Source organism: Nocardia gipuzkoensis (assembly GCF_021183645.1).
Lineage (GTDB): Bacteria > Actinomycetota > Actinomycetes > Mycobacteriales > Mycobacteriaceae > Nocardia > Nocardia abscessus.
Window position 1 is genome coordinate 6,683,113 of record NZ_CP089225.1, and the last position, 20,168, is coordinate 6,703,280.

General features: G+C 67.5%; 12 protein-coding genes and 2 pseudogenes. 8 read left to right on the forward strand and 6 right to left on the reverse strand.

The annotated features are described in order from the left end of the window. Positions 1-267: 267 nt before the first annotated feature. Together LTT66_RS37280 and LTT66_RS30560 are read left to right on the forward strand one after the other, a co-directional pair. Positions 268-1,038, forward strand: a pseudogene (locus tag LTT66_RS37280) (ADP-ribosylglycohydrolase family protein). A 205-nt stretch (positions 1,039-1,243) separates the two neighbouring features. Further along, positions 1,244-1,411 (forward strand): DUF4236 domain-containing protein, encoded by a 168-nt coding sequence (locus LTT66_RS30560; protein ID WP_084466474.1) that lies wholly within the window; start codon positions 1,244-1,246, stop codon positions 1,409-1,411. 321 nt (positions 1,412-1,732) lie between these two features. On the opposite strand, the gene LTT66_RS30565 is transcribed toward LTT66_RS30560, so the two are convergent. Together LTT66_RS30565 and LTT66_RS30570 are read right to left on the reverse strand one after the other, a co-directional pair. Continuing rightward, complete coding sequence (locus LTT66_RS30565) at positions 1,733-7,213, reverse strand: ATP-binding protein (RefSeq protein WP_233062007.1); 5,481 nt, start codon at positions 7,211-7,213, stop codon at positions 1,733-1,735. 663 nt (positions 7,214-7,876) lie between these two features. Then, positions 7,877-8,254: a nuclear transport factor 2 family protein gene (locus tag LTT66_RS30570; RefSeq protein WP_043703287.1), complete on the reverse strand. Its 378-nt coding sequence runs from the start codon at positions 8,252-8,254 to the stop codon at positions 7,877-7,879. A 156-nt stretch (positions 8,255-8,410) separates the two neighbouring features. Here LTT66_RS30570 and LTT66_RS30575 point away from each other — a divergent pair, with 156 nt between their 5' ends. Then, positions 8,411-9,532, forward strand: a complete 1,122-nt coding sequence (locus LTT66_RS30575; RefSeq protein WP_233062008.1) for a PucR family transcriptional regulator — start codon at positions 8,411-8,413, stop codon at positions 9,530-9,532. A gap of 95 nt (positions 9,533-9,627) precedes the next feature. On the opposite strand, the gene LTT66_RS30580 is transcribed toward LTT66_RS30575, so the two are convergent. The 3 genes from LTT66_RS30580 to LTT66_RS30590 form a co-directional block, all read right to left on the reverse strand. Next, on the reverse strand, positions 9,628-12,168 hold the full coding sequence (locus LTT66_RS30580; RefSeq protein WP_233062009.1) for an SEL1-like repeat protein: 2,541 nt from the start codon (positions 12,166-12,168) through the stop codon (positions 9,628-9,630). Between the two features lie 455 nt (positions 12,169-12,623). Continuing rightward, the gene (locus LTT66_RS30585) at positions 12,624-13,079 is read right to left on the reverse strand and encodes a hypothetical protein (protein ID WP_233062010.1); all 456 of its coding nucleotides are present in this window, start codon (positions 13,077-13,079) and stop codon (positions 12,624-12,626) included. Positions 13,080-13,287: 208 nt separating this feature from the next. Next, positions 13,288-13,539, reverse strand: coding sequence for a hypothetical protein (locus LTT66_RS30590; RefSeq protein ID WP_233062011.1), 252 nt, complete (start codon positions 13,537-13,539; stop codon positions 13,288-13,290). A gap of 220 nt (positions 13,540-13,759) precedes the next feature. Between LTT66_RS30590 and LTT66_RS30595 the strand changes: the two genes are divergently transcribed. From LTT66_RS30595 to LTT66_RS30610, 4 genes and pseudogenes are all read left to right on the forward strand, one after another. Next, entirely contained in the window at positions 13,760-15,196 is a 1,437-nt protein-coding gene (locus LTT66_RS30595; protein WP_408638875.1) for a glyceraldehyde-3-phosphate dehydrogenase, read from the forward strand. Positions 15,197-15,283: 87 nt separating this feature from the next. Then, positions 15,284-16,480 (forward strand): hypothetical protein, encoded by a 1,197-nt coding sequence (locus tag LTT66_RS30600; protein WP_233062013.1) that lies wholly within the window; start codon positions 15,284-15,286, stop codon positions 16,478-16,480. A gap of 38 nt (positions 16,481-16,518) precedes the next feature. Next, a pseudogene (locus LTT66_RS30605) lies at positions 16,519-16,761 on the forward strand (PucR family transcriptional regulator); the annotation flags it as partial. Between the two features lie 273 nt (positions 16,762-17,034). Next, on the forward strand, positions 17,035-17,490 hold the full coding sequence (locus LTT66_RS30610) for a TraR/DksA family transcriptional regulator (RefSeq protein ID WP_233062014.1): 456 nt from the start codon (positions 17,035-17,037) through the stop codon (positions 17,488-17,490). Between the two features lie 49 nt (positions 17,491-17,539). Here the strand turns inward: LTT66_RS30610 and LTT66_RS30615 are convergent, their stop codons facing one another. Further along, positions 17,540-18,448, reverse strand: a complete 909-nt coding sequence (locus LTT66_RS30615; protein WP_233062015.1) for a LysR substrate-binding domain-containing protein — start codon at positions 18,446-18,448, stop codon at positions 17,540-17,542. 115 nt (positions 18,449-18,563) lie between these two features. Here LTT66_RS30615 and LTT66_RS30620 point away from each other — a divergent pair, with 115 nt between their 5' ends. Further along, positions 18,564-19,553 (forward strand): YeiH family protein, encoded by a 990-nt coding sequence (locus LTT66_RS30620; RefSeq protein ID WP_233062016.1) that lies wholly within the window; start codon positions 18,564-18,566, stop codon positions 19,551-19,553. Positions 19,554-20,168: the final 615 nt, after the last annotated feature.

Here is a 20,168-nt window from a genome sequence, read left to right on the forward strand (position 1 = left end):
TCCCGTAACAATGCGGTGGAAATACCGGAGTTTGTACCTGCACCGGTCGTCGGCTCCACGGGTAACCCCAACATGCTCGTGACCGCCGTACGCGGACGACTCCGGGCATCGGCGCCGAACGAGCGTCGAGTCGCCGAGTCGAGTGAGGTCAGGGCCGACCGCCGCATATCCGGCATGGCTAGCATCGGACGCGATGCATATTGACTCGATGCTCGATTCACTCGATGGGTTATCGGTGGGGATGCGCTGGGCGCGGGATTCCCCATCATGGGCCGGTCGCGTCCGGACCTTCGGAGAGGCAATCTCGCCTACGGCTTCCTAGCGGTCGACACGTTACGTCGAATCCGCGACGGGGTGCACTGGCGGAAGGTGGCCGGAGCCGCGTTCGATCACCAAGGTTCCTGTGGCAACGGCGCGGCCATGCGGGTCGCCCCGCTGGGTGCCTTTTAGGTCGGCGATCCGGAAAGAGTTGCCGCCGAAGCAGTTCGATCGGCGCAGGTGACACACATCCATCCCGAAGGAGTGCTCGACGCGGTCGCGGTCGCACTCGCGGCCGGTCGGGCTGCTCATGCTCGCCTGACCGGGATTCGGCCCACACCGCAGGAATTCATCACCGCCGTCCTCGACCGCCTGGACGACGGTGACACGAGCCGACTGATCGGCCGTGCTCGCACCATGCTCGGAGCCTCCGCGCAGGAGGCGGCGGATGAACTCGGCAACGGGTCTCTGGTCACCGCGCAGAACACGGTGCCGTTCACGATATGAGTAGCGGCGAAGCATCTGGACGACTTCCCGGCCGCGATCACCACATGTATTGCGGCAGAGGGGGATATCGACACAACGAGCGCCATCGTCGGCGGGATCGTCGCCGCCTATGCCGGTGCCGGAGCTCGCCCCGGTCCGATCGTCGGAGTGCCGCAGACGTGGTTTGCCGCGCGAGAACCGTTGCCCGGCTGGTTCGAACCGGTCCGTCGAACGCGACGGCGCGAGAATTCTGGACTCGGGGGCGTCCGAAGATGGCTATCCGGCGCGCGGTGAGCGTAATCAGTCGGTCGATCTCGCTGCTCATCAGCAGTTGCGGGTCCGGCCGTGCAGGCCGTCCGACCGGCCGAGAGAGCGTTCGCTGCTCTGGCACCGGCACGGCGGGTATGAGTCGGACGGTGTTGTTTGGTGGCCCCTGACCAGGGAAAGCCATGGGGGATAACCCGATCGGGTATCCCGAGGCAAGTCAGGGAGGCTACTCATGCCCATCAAATACCGTCAGCGCAGATCATTCGGGCCGCTGAAGCTCAATTTCACCCAATCGGGTCTGTCTTCCTGGAGTATCAAAATCGGCCCGTGGTCGTGGAACTCCCGCAGCAAGAAGAACAGTGTCGACCTGCCGGGTCCGCTGAGCTGGCGCCAGCGCTGAGCACACCGGCGCCTTCGCGAGCTCGATCGATGCCGGTGCGACCCGGCTTCAGCTGGCCCGCCGATGACGAATCGACCTGTCCACCAGAATGTTTCGGGCGTGCTACCGCGCCCGAGTTGGACGATGGCCCTGATTCATCAGAAGCAGTGGCCGATCGCCGAGCATCTCAGCACCGAAGTGACCCAGTGTGGGCTCATCCGCAGACCGGCGAGCCCACACTGGAATCTCCCATCCACCTCGCCGCCGCCCTCGCCTGTCAAAAAAACCGAGGGCGGCCGAATTCCATCAGGGTGGTCGGCGGGTGTATCCGTGCCTCTCCGATCACGAAGTCCGGGCGGGTTGGTCGGTCAGGTGTGCTTCGATGGCCTCGATGATGCGGGGGCGGAGTTCGGAGGGGTGAATGATGGCGTCGACCGAGCCGACCTCGACCGCGCGCTGAATATTGTGCACGCGGTCGAATTCCGCGGCTACCTCGCCGAGCTTTTCCGTGCGAACCGACGACCGGATCTCGTCGAGTTCCGCGGTCAGGGCCGCGCGGTCGGTGCCGCTTGCGCTCCCGGCGCGTGTCTCCAGTTCCCGCACTCGCGGGTCGACCGCGGTGCGCTTGTTGACCTCATGGGAGAACACCACCGCAGCGGCCGGGGCGCCGCCGAGTACCGAGGCGAACGAGCCTTCCAACGCGAGCACGGTCATGTTCGGGTTCAGCGCCTTCGAGAACACCACGAACGCGCCGCCGTGGTATCGGGAGATGACGCAGAACACGATGGGACCGTCGAAGTTCACGATGGCGCGGCCGATCTCGGCGCCGTACTCCAACTGCAGTTTCCGCATCGACTCCGGCGAACCGTCGAATCCGGACAGGTTCGCCAGCACGACCAGCGGCCGGTTGCCGCTGGCGGCGTTGATCGCCCGGGCGGCCTTCTTGGACGACAGCGGGAACAGCGTGCCCGCGGTGTAGGCGTCGGGGCCGTCGGTGGACGGGAACCCGCGGCGCGGCACATTGCGTGACTCGATGCCGAGCAGGCACACCGGGATACCGCCGAGCCGTGCGTCCTGCACTACGGCGGTATCGGCGTCGGCCATGCCCGCCCACCGTTCCAGGACCGGGTGGTCCTGATCGGACAGCGCCCGCATCACCGTCCGGATGTCGAAGGGCTTCTTCCGATCCGGGTTGGCGGTGGCGGAGAAGATCTCGCCGACAGTGGTGAAGTCGCTGTCCGCCGAGACATGCGGGAAATCGGAGACGTCGCGATCGACCGGGTCGCTGGTTTGCGACCGCCGCGGCGCCTGCTCCCCGGGAGCGATGTAGGTGTGGTCGTAGTGCGACATCAGCACATCGCGCGCCGCGGCCAAGTTCGGCGCCCAGTACTGTGCCTGCCCGTTCGGGCCCATCACCCGGTCGTAGCCGCCGATGCCGAAATTGTCCTCGGCCGAGACGCCGCCGGAGAAGTCCAGCGCCTGCTTGCCGGTGAGCACCATCGCCGAATCCGGGGTCATCACCAGAATGCCCTTGGTGTGCATGAGCATTGTCGCCTCGGCGTTCCAGTACGGCTGCGCGCCGACGTTGATGCCCGCTACGACGATGTTGATCTCGCCGCCGTCCTGGGTGAACTCGACGATTCGCTTGAGCGCTGCGGCCACCCAGTCCATGTTCTCGGTGCCCGACTGCATCGAGATCCGGGCGCCGGAAGACAGCGCGTACCACTCCAGCGGTACCCGCATCGTCTCGGCCAGGTCCAGGGCGGCGATCACGCGGCGGCACTCGGCTTCGGACAGCGCGCCGAGCGATTTGGTCGGATCGCCGAGCAGTACCACCCGGGTGACGCCCTGCGGGTGCTGCTGGGTCGGCGTGGTGACCACACCGGCGACGATCGCCGCCTTGTTGCGCCCCTTGGGCCGGTCGACCGGCACCAGGGCGTGGTCGGCGTCCAGGTCGTATTCGGTGAACTCGCCGAGGAGACCGGTCAGTTCGTAGGGGTAGACGGTGTTGCGGCTCGCCGCCCCGAGCACTTTCTGCCGGTACTCGTCGAGAGGCTCGACCGGGTTGTCGGTGCGCTCACCGATCGTGACCTGCGTGCCGGTGGCGTCGAAGGAGATACGCACGGCGACCTTGACCAGCTCGCCGGTCTCCGGGGTGCGATGCCGGGCGATGAGCAGGATCTCCTCCAGCCCTGCGCCCAGAGTGGTCGGCTGGATGCGCTCGACAAGGGCGTCCAGCTCCGCACGGGTGATGTCGAGCGGCGGCCAGATGTACATCACGATGCGGTTGGTGTGGAAACGGGCGGCCGAGGACCGCAGCGACCGCGCTCGGCGGATCGAGTCCAGGCACGCGGCGATGGTGTTCTCCGCCGTCGGCAGCGCGAGCAACCGGCCGTCGTGGTCGCGCAGCGCGGCCAGGTCACGTACCTGCGTGAACGCGATGAGGCGCTCGTCGGCGGGGTTCTCCTTCGCCACGCAGCGGAAGAGGTAGACCTCCTCGTCCGAGGACGGCTGCCGGGTGAGGTCGAACTTGTGCAGCCGCGTCATCTGCATGCGCTGCGCGATGTACGGGTGCAGGCCCCGGATCAGCCGCTCCTCGGCCATGCCGGTCACCGACGGGCGGAACGTGAAGTGGTGGTGCATCACCGCGCCATTGCTGCCGGCCACGGTGGCGGTGATCCGGTGCACCTGGTTCGGCAGGGGCCGCGCGGCGAGCGCCTCGTGCAGCACGGCGGCCATCGCGTCGAAGCCCTCGGGCTGGTTCTCCCAGCTCAGGTAGATGTCGGCCTCGATGGACGCGGTGCCGCCTGCCAGTTCGGCGAGACCGTTCAGCACCGTGTCGAGGGCGTCGAACCGCACTGCGGCCGAAACCAGGCTGGTGCCCTTGCGTTCGGCGATCACGAAGGTGCAGCCGCCCGCCTGCTCGGTACGGACGCCGGTGAGCCCTTTGTTGCCGTAGTAGCGGCGGGTGAGCACCTCCAGCATGACGGTGTTGTCCACGCCGCCCTGTACCAGGCGCTGGCCGAGCAGCCGCACCAGCGGCTCGGTGCTGCGCACCATCTCGGCGATGCGGTCATCGCGGTCGGCAGTGTCCGGATGCGCGTCCAGATGACGCAGGTGCTTGCGGACGGTGTTGTACACCTCGGCGCGATTGCGCCGCAGCAGCGGCTGGCCGTACCAGGCGTACACCAGGCCGCGGGCGAGGTCGGCGATCACCGGGAAGCGCACCTGTGTCGCGCCGACCAGCCGCTCCAGCGCCAAACCGACGGGCTCGCTCAGCGCCCGCTCCGGCACCGGCTCGCGCAGCCACTCGCGCAGCAGCGTGGTGATGACCTCGACGGTGTCGGACGGCCGTTGCTGGGCGAGGAAGATCCGGAAGACCGCGGCCTCGAGGTCGGGAGTGCGTTCCAGATCCGTGACGCCGTAGTGACCGAGCGCCTTGGCGAGCTTGGCGCGGTAGGACTCCGGCAGCCCGGCCCGCTCCACGTCGAGACTTCGCATGTAGGTGTGGAAGTACTCGCGCGCGCTGTGCACATGGCTCTGTCCGCCGCCGTCCTCGTCCCACGAGCGGTTGTGGCTCAGTTCGGCGAGGTCGGCGAACACCTCAACGAGTTCGACTTCCTCGGCCAGCGGCCTGCGGTTGTCCGCCACGGCCGCCCGGCGCAGGGTGAGATAGTCGCCGAGGACGCGGCGGTCGTCATGCGGGTCGACATCGAAGCCGAGCAGCAGGCTGCGCAGGTCTTGCAGAGTGCGCGCCACCCGCTCGTGCGGCTGCGCGGGCGCGGGCTCGACCGGCAGATCCAGTTCGACCGCCTCCGCGGCCGCGCCTTCGGCCTCCTCGCCGTCCTCGGCGAGGGGCTCCAGCCGCAGCAGCGGCGCGCCCGTCTCCACCTGGGTGCCGACGGAAACCGCGCACTCCTTCAAGCGGGCCCGGAACGGCGCGCGCAGCACCGTCTCCATCTTCATGCTCTCCAGCACCAGCACGGGCGCGCCCGCCTCGACCTCGGCGCCGACTTGAAGCGGAGTGGCGACGACCAGCGCGGGCGCGGGGGAGCGGACGACACCCCCCTCGTCCCGGCTGATCCGGTGCGTCACCCCGTCGACATCGACCAGGTGGATCGGTCCGTGCGTGCCGGTGGTGAGGCGGTACCGGGTTCCGTTGACCACGATCTGCCCGGTGTGGTGGTCGAAGCGTTCCAGATCGACGTCGGCGATGCGGAGATCCCCGCCCGCCTCCACACCGACCCGGAACCGATGGGCACCGACGCGCGCGACGCGCACCCGGTAGCCGACACCGCGCAGCTTCAGGTCGTGCGGCCGCCCGCTCTGGTGCTGCACCTGCGGGCGTCCGCCTGCGGCGGTGGACAGCAGCCGGTCCCGCTCGACCCGCTCTTCCTCCTCGTAGGCGTCGATGGCGGCCGCGGCCACCGCGACGGTGGAGTGGCGGTGCGACACGAGACGGCCCTCGCCGCGCACCCGGTCGATCCAGCCGGTATCGGCGACCGCATCGATCACCTCGGGCTGAGCGAGCAGGTCGAGTACGAAACTCTTGTTGGTGGCGCCGCCCTCGATGACCACTCGGGTCTGCGAGACCGCCCGGCGCAGCCGGCCCAGCGCCTCGTCGCGGTTGCGGCCGTAAGCGATGATCTTGGCGATCATGGAGTCGAAGTCGGCGGGGATGGTGTCCCCCTCGCTGACGCCGGTGTCCACGCGGATGCCGGGGCCCGCGGGCAGGTCCAAACGGGCGATACGGCCCGGGGCGGGCGCGAAGTCGCGATCCGGATCCTCGGCGTTGAGCCGCGCTTCGATGGCGTGGCCACGCTCGGCCGGTGGCTCACCCTCGAGCCTGCCGCCGGAGGCCACGTGCAGCTGCGCCCGGACCAGGTCGAAGCCGGTGGTGGATTCGGTGATCGGGTGTTCGACCTGCAGCCGGGTGTTGACCTCGAGGAAGGCGAACAGCTGGTCGCCGGGGTGGTACAGGAACTCGACGGTCGCCGCGCCGCGGTATCCGACCGCGATCGCCAGCCGCTCGGCCGACGCCTTGAGCTCGGCGGTCTGCTCGGGGCTCAGCACCGGCGACGCCGACTCTTCGATGATCTTCTGGTTGCGTCGCTGCACCGAGCAGTCGCGCACACCGAGGGCCCAGGCGGTGCCCTGTCCGTCCGCGATCACCTGCACCTCGACGTGGCGGGCCCCGGTGACCAGCCGTTCCAGGAAGACGACGCCGCTGCCGAAGGCCCGCGCGGCTTCCTGGCGGGTGCGCTCGTAGGCGTCGACGAGTTCGGCTTCGTTGGTGATCACCCGGATACCGCGACCACCGCCACCCGCGGTCGCCTTGAGCATCAGCGGGTAGCCGATCTCGGCCGCGGCGGTCAGGGCGGCGTCCACGGATTCGACCGCGCCCCGGCTCCAGGGCGCGACCGGCACCCCGACCTCCTCGGCGATCAGCTTGGCGCCGATCTTGTCGCCGAGCTTGCGCATCGCCTCCGGGGAGGGGCCGATGAAAGTGATCCCGATCTGCTCGCACAACTCCGCGAACGCCGGGTCTTCCGCGACGAAACCCCAGCCGACCCAGGCGGCATCCGATCCGGTTGCCACCAGCGCGCGTTCGAGTGCCTTCAGGTCCAGGTAGGGGCGTGCGGACGCGGGACCGAGATCGTAGGCGATGTCGGCTTCCCGCACGAAGGTCGCGGTCCGGTCCACATCGGTGTAGAGAGCGACGGTTTCGATCGGTCGCGCGGTCTCTGCCGCCAGATCCCGGACAGCGTGGATAAGGCGCATTGCCGCCTCTCCCCGGTTCACAATGGCGATCCGATTGAACACTCGCCTGGCTCCTTTCTCTCCGATGCGTGGCCCGGTCGACAGTCTTGCCGATCGCGGCTCTGCGTAGTGTGCACCTCGAGTGTTGATATATACACAGCGTCCGGGTATTACTCGCCCGTAGACATGTATTACTCGCCCGTATATGTGGTGGAGCCGTTGCAGCCGCGTCCGCCGTGGCCCGGCGGGCCCGATGCGAGCGGCTCCCGAGCAGGGGCTGGCCACCATCGGGACGAACACAAACCACAGTAGGCCCGAAGTGCCTGAAGTGGGTGGATCAGGCCAGGCGCGGACCGGGCGTTCTCGGAGGTCTCGGCTCGGGCGTTCGCGCCGGCACCAAGACCCGCGTAAAACTCCGCCAACTCGGTATCCGAACGGCAACCGACCTGCTCATCGCCTTCCCGCCCAGCCAAGTCGACCCCCGCAGCCCCGCGGAACCGGCATGCCAGCGATTCCAACACCTCACCCCGGCGGGTATCGACCTCGATCAGATACGCATCCTCGTACGAGTTCTCGATGAGAACACCGACCTCGTACCTATCTGGAACTGGCAACGCAGGGGTGCTCGCATCCGCGCGCCGCGGGAAACATCGGGCAGACGGCGTATCAACGGGCTCAGCTACTCCCCACCGTCGGCTGTAGCCGCCGCGACGTAGTGGAGCGCGCTCAACTCAGGGCGGCCTGCATGGCGACGCCGTCGACGTAGGAGTGCTTCTCCTTGACCGCGCCGCCCTCGACCAGGACGTAGTCCGCGAGGTCGACGCACACGCGGTTTCCGGTTGCCGACGTCCCCGTCAGTTGCCACTGCACGACCCAGAAGTCCTCGCCGGCGCGCAGCGAGACCAGGTGAAACGTCAGGTCGGGAACCAGGGCGAACGTGCCCGCCGCGGCTTCGCGGATGGCGTCTCGACCTCGCGCGGGCTCCTGGCCCGAGTGCAAGTGGAACACCGAGTCGACGGTGTGGAGCGCGGCGATTCGGTCCGGGTCGCGGTCTACCCAGCAGGCGTGGTAGCGCTCGAACAGTTCGCGGGTGGCAGTAGTCATGATGACGGATTCCGATCGTGAGATCACTCTGAGGCGTGTGGCGAAGACCAACGATTTGCAGTGTCGCCGAAGGCCGCCCGTGGTGGCCACGGGCGCATGCCGCCACTTCGGAGACCGCCGTTGTGCGCACGCACAATGGGCGCTAGGTTGACGTCGGTGACCCAGGACGCGCATATCGAGCGCCCGCGCCTCCTTCGCGAGCTGTGGGCCGATTTGCCTGCGATCTCCGAAATGGTCACCGCGAGAATCGAACAGGATGAGCAGGACTACGACGATGCCGCGCTCGGTCACCATGAATTGGCCACTCTCGTAGCCGACAGCCTCGCAGCATTGCTCGATGCCATCGCCGAGGCCCCGTACTCGCTCGAGCCTGCTCGCCGAGCCGGACGCCTGAAAGCCGAGCGAGGGATCCCGCTGGACAGTCTGCTGCACGCCTTCCGCGTCGCGGGCATGGCGTTCTGGGAGGTCATCGTCGAACGCGCCGACCAGCACGACCGTCCTGCGCTGCCCCAACTGTCGACGCTGGTCTGGGCCACTGTGGACGAGTACTCGGTCGCGGCGGCCGACGCATACCGGCACGTAGCCGTCACCGGGGACGAACAACCCGATCAACGGTGGTTGCGGGCGCTGCTCGATCCCGACTTCCCATCGACGCAGCGCGAGGATCTGGGCAGGAGGATGCGCCTGCCCGCCCGAGCCACGTTCGTGGTCCTGGTCGGCGACATTCGCCTCGCCGCGATCGGAGTGACCACCGTCCGCACCCGTATCTCCAGCGACTGGGTAACCCTCGCGGCCGCGCCCTCGCCGGGCACGCTCGACCGAGCGCTGCACGACGCGCCCACGCGTGCCGGCGCCAGCAAGCCGTTCGCCGACCTCGTATCCGCGCCTGCCGCGCTCGACCAGGCGCGCCTCGCGTTCCGGTGTTTGAGCCCGGCAGACACCGGAATCCACAGGTATGCCTCATCACCGGCGCGTGCCTTGATCGCCGCCCATCCAGAACTCGCCGCAGACGTCCTCGCGGATGTGCTCGCCGCATTCAACCGACTCCACCCCGACGACGCCGGTGCTCTCGTGCGGACCGCCCTGGCCTGGTACGAGCTCGGCGGCTCGACGTCGGCGGTAGGGGAGCGGCTGCACTTGCACCGCAACACTGTCTTACACCGCCTCAAGCGGATCGAGCAGCTCACCGGTTCAGCGTTCGCAGTGCCGGCCGACGCGGCGCTGCTGTATTTGGCGCTGCAAGCACGGCTGCTCCAGACACCCGTCGACCGGTCGTGACGGCCTCGGTCACCTCGGCAAGGTCGACAGGCCCGGCGCCTGCCATGCCCCAAAGCGTCTACCGCGCGGCCGTGACCGACGCGCGCTTGTCGATCCTAGCCTCGGCGCCGCTCACCTCGTCGCCAACGCCACCAGCTTTTCGGGGACGGCGCTTCGGCACTGCGTGCCGAGCCCGGCTGCTCGGCTTCGCGGTCGTAGACCCACGTGATCACGGTTTCGCCCCGCGTGAAGTGCACGATATCGGGCTTCGATCCGTCGGGGGCAGCGGCTTCGACGGCACGCTGCAACCAGGTCGTGGCCTCGGTGATCTGGCCCTGCTCGTAGAGTGTGATCCCGAGGTCGGACATCGCCTCGATGTGGCCGGCCTCGCCCGCGCGCCGCAACCAGGTCTCGGCCTCGGCGGTTTCACCCCGCTCGTACAGCAAAGCTCCGAGGTTGTACATCACCTCGGGGTCGCTGCCGCTCGCGGCCGCGCGCCGCAACCAGATCTCGGCTTCCGCGCTGTCGCCCCGTTCTCGCAGCATGACCCCGAGATCGCTGGCCGCGCCGGGGTGCCCGGCATCGCCTGCCCGACGCAACCAGATGTCTGCCTCGACAGTCTCACCCGCTTCCCGGCACAGGACGGCGAGTTGATACATAGCACTTTCATTGCCTGCTTCGGCAGCACGCCGATACCACGTTCCAGCGTCGGCGACATCACCCCGGTCGTGAAGCATGACCCCAAGGTTGTACATCCCGCCCGGATAACCGTCTTGGGCGGAACGGCGCAGCCAAGTTTCCGCCTCGGCGGTCTCCCCCCTTTTCTGCAGCAGGAGACCGAGGTTGGTCATCCCGCCCTCGTTCGCGGCTTCGGCGGAGCGGCGCAGCCAGGTCTCGGCCTCGGCGGTCTCACCCCGATTCCAGAGCATGAGCCCGAGATTCGACATCGCGTTTCGGTCACCGGCCTCGGCGGCGCGCCGTAACGAGGTTTCAGCCTTGGTTGCTTCCCCCTTTCGGTCCTGGAGCATGAGCCCGAATGCCTCGGTAATCGAACCCTCACGCGCCTCGAACCCGAACTTGTAGACCTTGTCCGCGATCTCGGCTTCGCTGGAGCGGTGCAGCCAGGTTTGGGCCTCGGCGGTCTCACCTCGCTCCCGCAGGATGAACGCGAGCTGCGCCATCGCGTCTCGATCGCCGGCTTCAGCAGCGCGGCGTAGCCAGGTTTGGGCCTCGGCGGTCGCACCCTGCTCCCGAAGCATGACTCCGAGCTGGGTCGTCGCATCCCGGTCGCCGGCTTCGGCGGCGCGGCGCCACCAGATTTCGGCCTCGGCGAACTCGCTTCGCACGAGGAGCATCGCTCCCAGGTAAAACATCGCGAGTGGGTCACCGGCTTCGGCGATGCGGCGCAGCACGGACTCGGACTCGGCGATCTCGCCCCGGCGGTAGAGCGTGATCGCGAGGTGGACAATTGCGGGCGGGTAGCCCGCGTCGGCGGCGCGGCGGAACCAGGTTTCGGCTTCGGCCACGTCGCCGCGGGCGTGCAGCATGGCCGCGAGGTTGTACATCCCACCCTCGAAGTCGGCTTCGGCGGCGTGGCGCCACCAGGTTTCGGCCTCGGCGAGCTCGCCCCGCCTCTGAAGCGCGGCGCCGAGGTTGCACATGCCGGTCGGGTTACCGGCCTCGGCCAGGCGCCGCCACCAAATTTCGGCCTCGGCGGTCTCACCTCGCATGTAGAGCACGACGCCGAGGTAGGTCATCGCATCCTGATAGCCAATGGAGGCAGCGCGGCGCAACCAGGTTTCGGCTTCGGCGGTGTCACCCGCTTCCGCGAGGAAGGTCCCTAGGTTGAGGATGGCAATCGGGTCGCCGGTGCCGGCGGCTCGACGGGTCATCGCGATGGCGTGGTCGCTGCGGTTTCGGAGGTGGGCGGCGACGCCGACTGCGGTCAACGTCTCTGGGGTGGCGTCACGAGTCGCGGCGTGCCAGAAGGTATCGGGGATGGGGCGCGGTTCACGGCCATGGTGGCCGTCGTCGGCCGCGACGAGGTAGTCGAAAGCTCGGTAACCGCGGACCTGGTCGTCGTGCCAATCGGTGCGCAAGGCGGCGATCCGGCCCGCGTCTTCTATCGGTTTCCGTGCGATGGCTATGGCGGCGGCGATATCGTCCCGGTCGGTGTCGAGATCCGGTCGCTGCTTCCTGACGGCTTCGAGGGCGAGGTCGGCCAGGAGGGGGTCCGGGATGAGGTCCGAGCGGCCGATGCGGCTCCAGTCGACAGCGACCTGGATGACCGATCGCAGGGCGGGCTCTGCGGCGTCGTAGCGGTCCAGCAACTCCGGCGCACCCGCTAGGACTTCGGCCAGCCCGTAGCCCTGCTCCTGATACCGGTCAAGCTGCAAAGACGGGTAGGTTCTCGCGGCGTCGGCGTGTTCGGTGGGCTCGGCGTTGGTGGAAGCCAACTCGATCCCGGCCGCTTGTTGCAGTAGGGCGCGGATGTCGCGGGTGATGTCACCGCTGTTGCCACGCAGCCGATTTCGAGCTTCACTGCGCAACGTCGCCACGACCACTGTGGTTGCCCAGCGGTTGGTGATCCGGGTCATCAGCGCTGGAGTGAGGGGATGGTGGGCGGTGAAGAACCGGTCCAGGTCGTCGAGCCACACGACGACCGTGTCCGAGCTGTTCATTATCTCGGCGCAGGAGGGAACCCGGTGCAGTCCGTCCACGGCGGGCACCAACACCCGTGCTGCAGGCAGTTGTGCACGCACTGCCTCGAACAGTGTGCGAGTCTTGCCGACCTTCGACGGTCCCATCAGCAGCACCAGCCGGCCACCGGTCAACGCCGCAGACAGGCGGCGATCGACATCCTCGGCGGTGCGCGGGACGTACGGATCATCGATTCCGAAGCGGCCCACTTCCCCGAACCGCGTCGGGGTCGCACCCAACATGTAGGGGTCGAGTTCCTCGATGAGAGGAAGGCCGCCATCGGCGCCGAGCTGCTCGACCAGATCGATGAGATCGGTCGGCGCCTGTGGCAGGTCGAGGACGATGTCGCGACCCGCGTTGACGTTCGACAGATAGACCGAAAATGGGGGGTGGTGCGCGGCGGAGAGGTCGTCTACCGCGCTACGGGAGGGTGGGATGGCTGAACTCCGGCCTGCACCCGGCTGATCCGCAATGAGCGGACGCGCGTGTCATCCGCAACGACGCCGTGACCAGTGGAGGAGACGTTGTCTACATCGACGTCTCCCTCGGCGTGGGTATGCAGCAGCTGTACACCCACGACCGTTTCCGGGACGGACTGCTGCACGAGCTCGAGCAGGCGGCGGGCCAGGACGAGCAGTTCGTGATCGGCACCGGCGCCGGCCTGCTGCAGTTCCTCAGCGAGCACAGCCTGCCGGGCCGTGGATTCTGGCTGCTTCTCGACCACATCCACATCCACGTCGCGATAACGGGTGGTGATCCAATTCTTCAGTGTCGCATACGCATCCGACACCGCTTCCTTGGCCGTTTCGGACAATCCAGCACTTGCGCCGGCAGCCACCGCTGCCGCCACCAACGTCACCGGTTCCACCCCGCTGAACCTCCCACTCGGTAACCGATCCAGGCTCAACAACTGAACCAACTTCTCAGCAGCAGCGCAAGAGACGGAAATCTCGCATGACGAGGGCAGGCAAATCATGCACTGTGGCAGCAGCATCAATGCTGAGGTTCGGCCGAGCCACGCAAGGCTCGGCCGAACCGAACCGGGCCGCGACGGTGTCGGCCGTCGCCGGTGCATGTCAGGGGCCGGCAACCGTCACCAGCTTGCTGAACGGCATCCCGCCGGTAGCGGTGTCATCGAAACAGCCGCCCCGGGCGCTGATGGTCGTGCCCGGGTCGAGCCCTTCCAGCGTTGTGGTCACGGTCTGACCGGGGCCGGCCATCGACTCCGGGGTGCCGTTGCCGAAGAAGCGGTGGTTGTTCTCGGGGCCGACACCGGCTTCGGCCCGGCACCGGCCGGTGCCGTTGGGGTTGTGCGCGGTCGTGGTCACGGTCCCCGGCGCGGTGCCCGCGAAGGTGACTTGGGGACGGTGGCCGATGGTGCTCGATCGGCGTCACCACCTGGCGACCTCACCAGGGGGTATCCGGCCTCGGTGATATCGCGGCCCTCATTAGCATCGATACGGCGAATAAATCGAGGAAATCCGAGGATCTGCGTTGACTACCGAACAACTTGACCGCTGGAACGCCCAGGAAGCCGCCGCCGAGGCGATGATTCCCATCATCGGCACGTTGTATCGGGGGAAGGGCGTGACGATCCTGCTGCACAGCCGTTCGCTGGTGAACAAGTCGGTGATCAGCATCCTGCGGACGCACCGTTTCGCGCGGCAGATCGAGGGCGAAGAGTTGTCGGTGGACGAGACCCTTCCCTTCCTGCAAGTGCTCAGCGAGCTGGATCTGGGGCCCTGCAAGATCGATATCGGCCAGTTGGTCATGACCTATCGCGCCGACGATCGCGGCCTGTCGATCCGCGAGTTCACCGCCGCGGTGCTGGCCGAGGTGACCAACGGCAACAAGGCTCAGTCACCGGGTCCCAGGGATGTCGTCCTCTACGGCTTCGGCCGCATCGGTCGTCTGGTCACCCGCCTGCTCATCGAGAAGGCCGGGTCCGGCAACGGCTTGAACCTGCGTGCCGTGGTGGTACGTAAAGGCGGCGACGACGATCTGGCCAAGCGGGCATCGTTGCTTCGCAGGGATTCCGTGCACGGCGCCTTCAACGGCACGATCAAGGTCGACACCGGCAATGACACGATCACCGCGAATGGGAACCTGATCAAGTTCATCTACAGCGATGATCCGACGACGATCGATTACACCGCGTACGGGATCAAGGACGCGATCCTGATCGACAACACCGGCAGGTGGCGGGATCGTGACGGACTGTCGCAGCATCTGCGCCCCGGTATCGCGAAGGTCGTTCTCACCGCGCCCGGCAAGGGCGACGTTCCGAATATCGTGCACGGCGTCAACCACCGCGGCCTGGACCTCTCGCAGCAGATCTTCTCGTGCGCCTCGTGCACGACCAACGCGATCGTTCCACCGCTCAAGGCCATGGACGACGAGTACGGCATCGTCCGCGGGCACGTGGAGACGGTTCACTCGTTCACCAACGACCAGAACCTGCTGGACAACTATCACAAAGCGGACCGTCGCGGCCGGTCCGCGCCGTTCAATCTCGTGCTCACCGAAACGGGTGCCGCGTCGGCGGTCGCGAAGGCGATGCCGGACTTCAAGGCCAAGATCACCGGCAACTCGATTCGCGTTCCCACCCCCGACGTATCGGTCGCGATTCTGAACTTGCAGCTCGAGCGGGAGACGACGAAGCGCGATGTGCTCGCGTACCTGCGTCAGGTTTCCCTCGCCGGGCCGTTGAGCCGAAACCTCGATTACACCGCCGCCACGGACGTGGTTTCCAGCGATTTCATCGGATCGCGCGCGGCGTCGATCATCGATGCCAATGCCACGATCGTCGAGGGTGACACCGCGATTCTGTATGTCTGGTACGACAACGAATTCGGCTACTCGTGCCAGGTGGTGCGCACGGTGCAGTACATCTCGGGCATCGAGTATCCGACCTACCCGCAGGTCGGCGCGCCGCTGGACCGCGCCGCCGACGCGCCCGTGCTGACAGCGACCGACGCGCGGTAACCCACGCGGCCACCAGAGCACCTGGCCCCGAGTTGCCGTAGCAGATACACGCTGTCTCAGCAGTGGGGATCGTGTTGGATAGGCGTCGTGGATACTGTGGACTTCGCGCGCGTCGTGGCGGAATTCGGTCCCAGTTCCGCGCTGCTTGTCGAACCGGGCTCGTCGGCCGCGGCCCATGTACCGCCGCGGTGGGCGGGGATCGCCGGCGGCGGTGATCCCCGTGCCCGGCGCGCCGCCGCCGTGGCTTTGTGGAACCTCGACATGTTCGCCGACCTGCTGCCGCGATTCGGGGCTGTGCTGGAGGAATGCCTCGACGACGTGCGGGTCTGCCTGCTGCGCGGTGACTGGGTGCTGCTGTACGCGCTGCGAAAGCCGTTTCAGGCGCACGAGTTCCGTATCGGATGGGACCCCGAGACGTTCGGCGCCGACCAGCCGCCGTACTGGGATGCCCTGCCCGAGTCGCTGCGGGTGTTCCTCGGCACGGTGCACGCGGGGTTCACCGATCTGGATGGGATCTCCTTCGGCCCCACCCGTCCCCGGGATATGCGGACATATCACGCGCTGAACCTGGACGAGCCGGTGCGCAATTGGGAAGCGGCCGAGGACATCCCGGGAGACCGGGCGATGCTCATCGCCAAGGGCCTGGGCGAGACACGCTACTTCGTCTCGCCCGATCTGCCCGGCGGCACCCTTGGCTGGGAGGCAGACGGCCACCTGGATCGGCCCCTGGACTTCGCCCAGACCTTCGACGAACTGATGAGCTATGGCTTCCAGCTCGAGCGCGATCGCCCGCCCGCGGCCGCCGCACCCGTGGAATCGCCGACACCGCAAGAACTCCGGCAGGCGAGCATGTCCGTGCCGCGGGCGGCACGGGCGGTCGTATGGAACCGCGAACTCACCGAAGACATCGCGCGCGACCGAATCCGCGACCTCGTCGCCGAGCTCCTCGACGCACTGGACGGGCAGATGCGCATCCGCCCGCAAGACGGTCCGAACGGCGAGACCATACTTCCGTTCGACGACGACGCGGGCAACATCTACCAGGTCGACCGGCTCGAGACCCGCTACTTCCTCGACCCACCGGCCCCGGACCGCGCAGACATCTATCCGCCCGTGATCGTCCGGATCTGGGAGCAGCGCGGCTGGACAGTGACGCTGTCCACCGACGCCGAGGGCATCCTCGCGCACGCGCGCACCTCCGACCGGTACGAACTCACGCTGACCCACCGCGACGACACGTTGCGCCTCTCTGTCGCATCACCCGGTTTCCACCGGCCGCACTGATCATCGCGGAGGTTGCAGGACGGCGGCCGCCGAGGGGTGTGCGGTCGCGGGCAAGCGCGGACCTGGAACGTCAGGTGGAATCCGACCTGGTGATCCGCTTGCTGGAGGGTGCTGCGGACGCGGCGACGGTGGCGAGCAGATTGGGGTTGGCACCGGAGAGTTTGCGGGTGATTTCGCTGCGGGCCCGGATCGCGGACGAGCGGCACGCGGCGCTGCTGGTGGTCTTCGAGCGGTCGGCATGTTCGGCCGCGGCGCCGTGTGGCGAATCATGCTCGCGCCCGACGATGCGCTCGCGCGCACGATCGTCTGGATCAGGCAGCTGAGCGCGGTGCGCGGATGCAGTCGAACGGCGCCTGGAGTGGAGAAATCGGACAAGTGGCGCACCACTGATTGTCGCGGTCGGACAAGCGCAGCCGTTCCGTGTAAACGATCGTGGCCTTGTCAGCGAATATCCGGATGGCGTGGAGGTGGTCGTACAAGGGGCCGCTGGCAGGGCGGCCCATCCCTCCTCACTAGACCGCATCGCGAACCGCATTCCAACCACGGAGAACAGGATGACCCGCGCACACCCCATCTCACACGCACGCCTCACCGACCACCTACCCGCACTGCGAGCCGCACTGAGCCAGCAACGCCGCTTCCGCCTGCAGCAGCTGGCCGAACTCGAAGCCGAGATCGACGACGCCACCGCACCCATCGACCCGGCCGATACGGCCAGGCACGAGGTCACCATCACATTGGTCTCAGCCGCACGGCAAGCGTTGGCCGACATCGATGAAACCCTCACGCTCATCACCACAGGCCGCTATGGCCGCTGCCGCGGCTGTCACACCGAGATCCCGATCCACCTACTGCAGACCATTCCCACTTCACAGTGGTGCCTGAATTGCCGACGGCATCTCCCTTCCTCCGGCGATTCCAGCCCGACGCGCGAACAGATGCCTCGCGCAGCCTCCCGAACACCCCGACGTGACTTGTCGGCGGAACCGGAATCCCTCGCATGCCGTTGATACGGCTGCCGGGTCATGAGGTCGAAGCGCCGTACCGACCGCGGCTACGTCAGGCGCCGCCCGCGGCACACCGGACCAGAACTTCCGCCGGTCCCGACGGAGGCGCTTGACGGCGCCAGATGGCGCGGAAGTTTCGTGTGAGAACGATGGAGTCGGCCGTTCTCACTTCCGTGATGGTTCCGCTGTCCAGGTGGGGCGCCGCGATCAACCGGCTCAGCACCGCGGGTGCGACCCCTGCTCGGGCCGACGCGACGATGGCCGTCGCCGAGCCCAGTTCGGCGGCCGGGCGGGCGGGCTGACATTCCGCACCCAGGATCTCCCAGACCGCGTCGCGAGTCCCGGAGCCCGGCTCGCGCCACAGCAGGGGAGTGGTGGCGAGTTCACGCAACGTCACCGGACGCCGCCGCCTGGCCCACGGATGGCCGGGCGCGACGACGACGACCAGTTCGTCCGCACCGAGCACCCGACTGCCCAGGCCGGGCGGCGGGTGCGGTCCCTCGACGAAACCGACGTCCGCTCGACCGTTACGGACCATGTCCTCGACCTGCCTGGTGTTGTCGACTTCGAGGGACACGGCCACCTCCGGATACGATTCGCGCAGGACCTCGAGCCACTGCGGGATCCGATGATCCGCGAGGGTTTTCGACGCCGCGATGCGCAAGTGCGGAACCTGAGCGGCGTGCAGGGCGGCCACGCCCGCACCGAAGGCCCGCGCCGCGTCGAGCACGGCTCGCGCATACTCCACCACCGAGCGCCCCGCGTCGGTGAGCGCCGACCCGGTGGGGCCACGATCCAGCAGGCGCAGCCGCAGCCGCCGTTCCAGGGCGCTGATCCGCATGCTCGCCGCAGGCTGGCTGATGCCGTGCCTGCGTGCGGCCGCGCCGAGGCTGCCGAGCTCCGCCACGGAGACGAGCAAGTCGAGCACCGTCAGATCAGGTGTCCCGGGCGGCAACGTCATGGGCAGATTATGAAGGGTGATCAGCTGCGGGCATCCCGCACCCATCACCGTGGCTTATGAGGTGCTGTCCTCGCGACGGCTACCCGGACCGCGTGCCGGTCGCAATCGTGTGGAGATGACATTTATTCGCCGGCATGGTCCCGGCCTCTCGGCAGCGGCCGTGCTCGCCACCGCCGCGACATTCGCGGGCACGGTGTGGCCCGTACTCGGCGCACCCGTGCTCGCGCTGGCCGGTGGTGCGATATTCGGCGTGTTCGCGCGCCGGGCCCGGGACGAACGGTTCGCTCCCGGCCTGGCCTCGGCTCAGCAGCGACTGCTGGGTGCCGCCATCGTCCTGCTCGGTCTCGGCCTGCCCGTCGGCGCGGTGGTCAGCGTGGGCCGGAGCACGATGATCGTGCTGGTCGGCACGCTGATCATCGGTGCGGTGGCCGCGCTCCTCGCCGGCAGACTGCTGGCTCTGGACCGGGAGTCGGCCATCCTGGTGGCAGTGGGCACCACCATCTGCGGGGCCTCCGCGATCGCGGCCGCCACCGCCGTCCTCAAGCCCGACCGCGAGCGTGTCGCCTACGCGCTCGGCACCATCTTCGTCTTCAATGTCGTTGCCGTGCTGGTCTATCCGCCGCTCGGCCACCTGCTCGGCATGTCTCAGGAGGCGTTCGGCCTGTGGGCGGGAACCGCCATCAACGACACGTCCTCGGTGCTCGCCGCCGGGGTGGCGTTCGGTTCCGGTGCGGCGCAATTCGCCCTCGTCGTCAAGCTGGTACGCAGCCTGGCGATCATCCCGATGTGCGTCGGGCTGTATCTGGGAGCGCGTCACAACGCGGGCGCCGCCGCGACCCTGTGGCGCACCATCCCGCTTTTCGTCGTGCTGTTCCTCGCCGCGTCGGCCCTCGCCGCCACCGGCGTCGTCCCACCCTCATGGACGCCACCCCTGAGCTACCTCAGCTCCTGGCTCATCGCCGCAGTGCTGGCTGCTATCGGAACCACTCTCACGCCGCAGCGTCTACGCAGTGCGGGGTACCGCCCGCTGCTCTTCGGCGGCATTCTCGGGCTCGCCCTCGGAACGTCCAGCCTGGCATTGCAATTCGCCACCGGCTGGCGGTAGCGGTAGGCCAGGGGTTCGCGAAGCCGCCCGGCTCTTCGCTGGAGTACCGAAGTTCTGAAGCCCTGTCCGCAGGCTTTATGAATCCTCCCCATCAACGTCAGCGCGAACTATGGACAGTCACAGCATTTCCGCATACTACCGACAAGTAATGAGAGGCGTCACACGCTTCCGTGGGTCCAGGAGTTAGCTGGTCTCCGGATGGGCAGAACGTCCCGGCGTGCACGGCACAAACCGCGTTACGTGACTTCATATTCTTGCCGCGATGCGGTAGGGCTGATTCAAGTGACAAATACCGATGGGTTGGTATCTATTTCGGCTCGACTGCTGGTTTAACGCCGCGTGAACAGCGGAGTTTCCGAAAGTGGACAAATTATTGTGTCGCGCGGTGACAGCTGATGCGCCTCCCTATGGGAGGCCCTGCTGTCAAATCGTCTGGGACAGCGCGTTTCCCGTCGTGGTCCCCGTGCTGTTCGGCTTTGTCTCCGGAAACATAGTCGAGAAAATTAGCCGAAGAATTGCTTTCCAATGAAACATGCTGTTGTGCAGTGCGTTTCGGATTGCAGCTCACATAGTGCGGGTGTACAGATGTGGGAACGAGTGGCGGCGTCGTAGGAC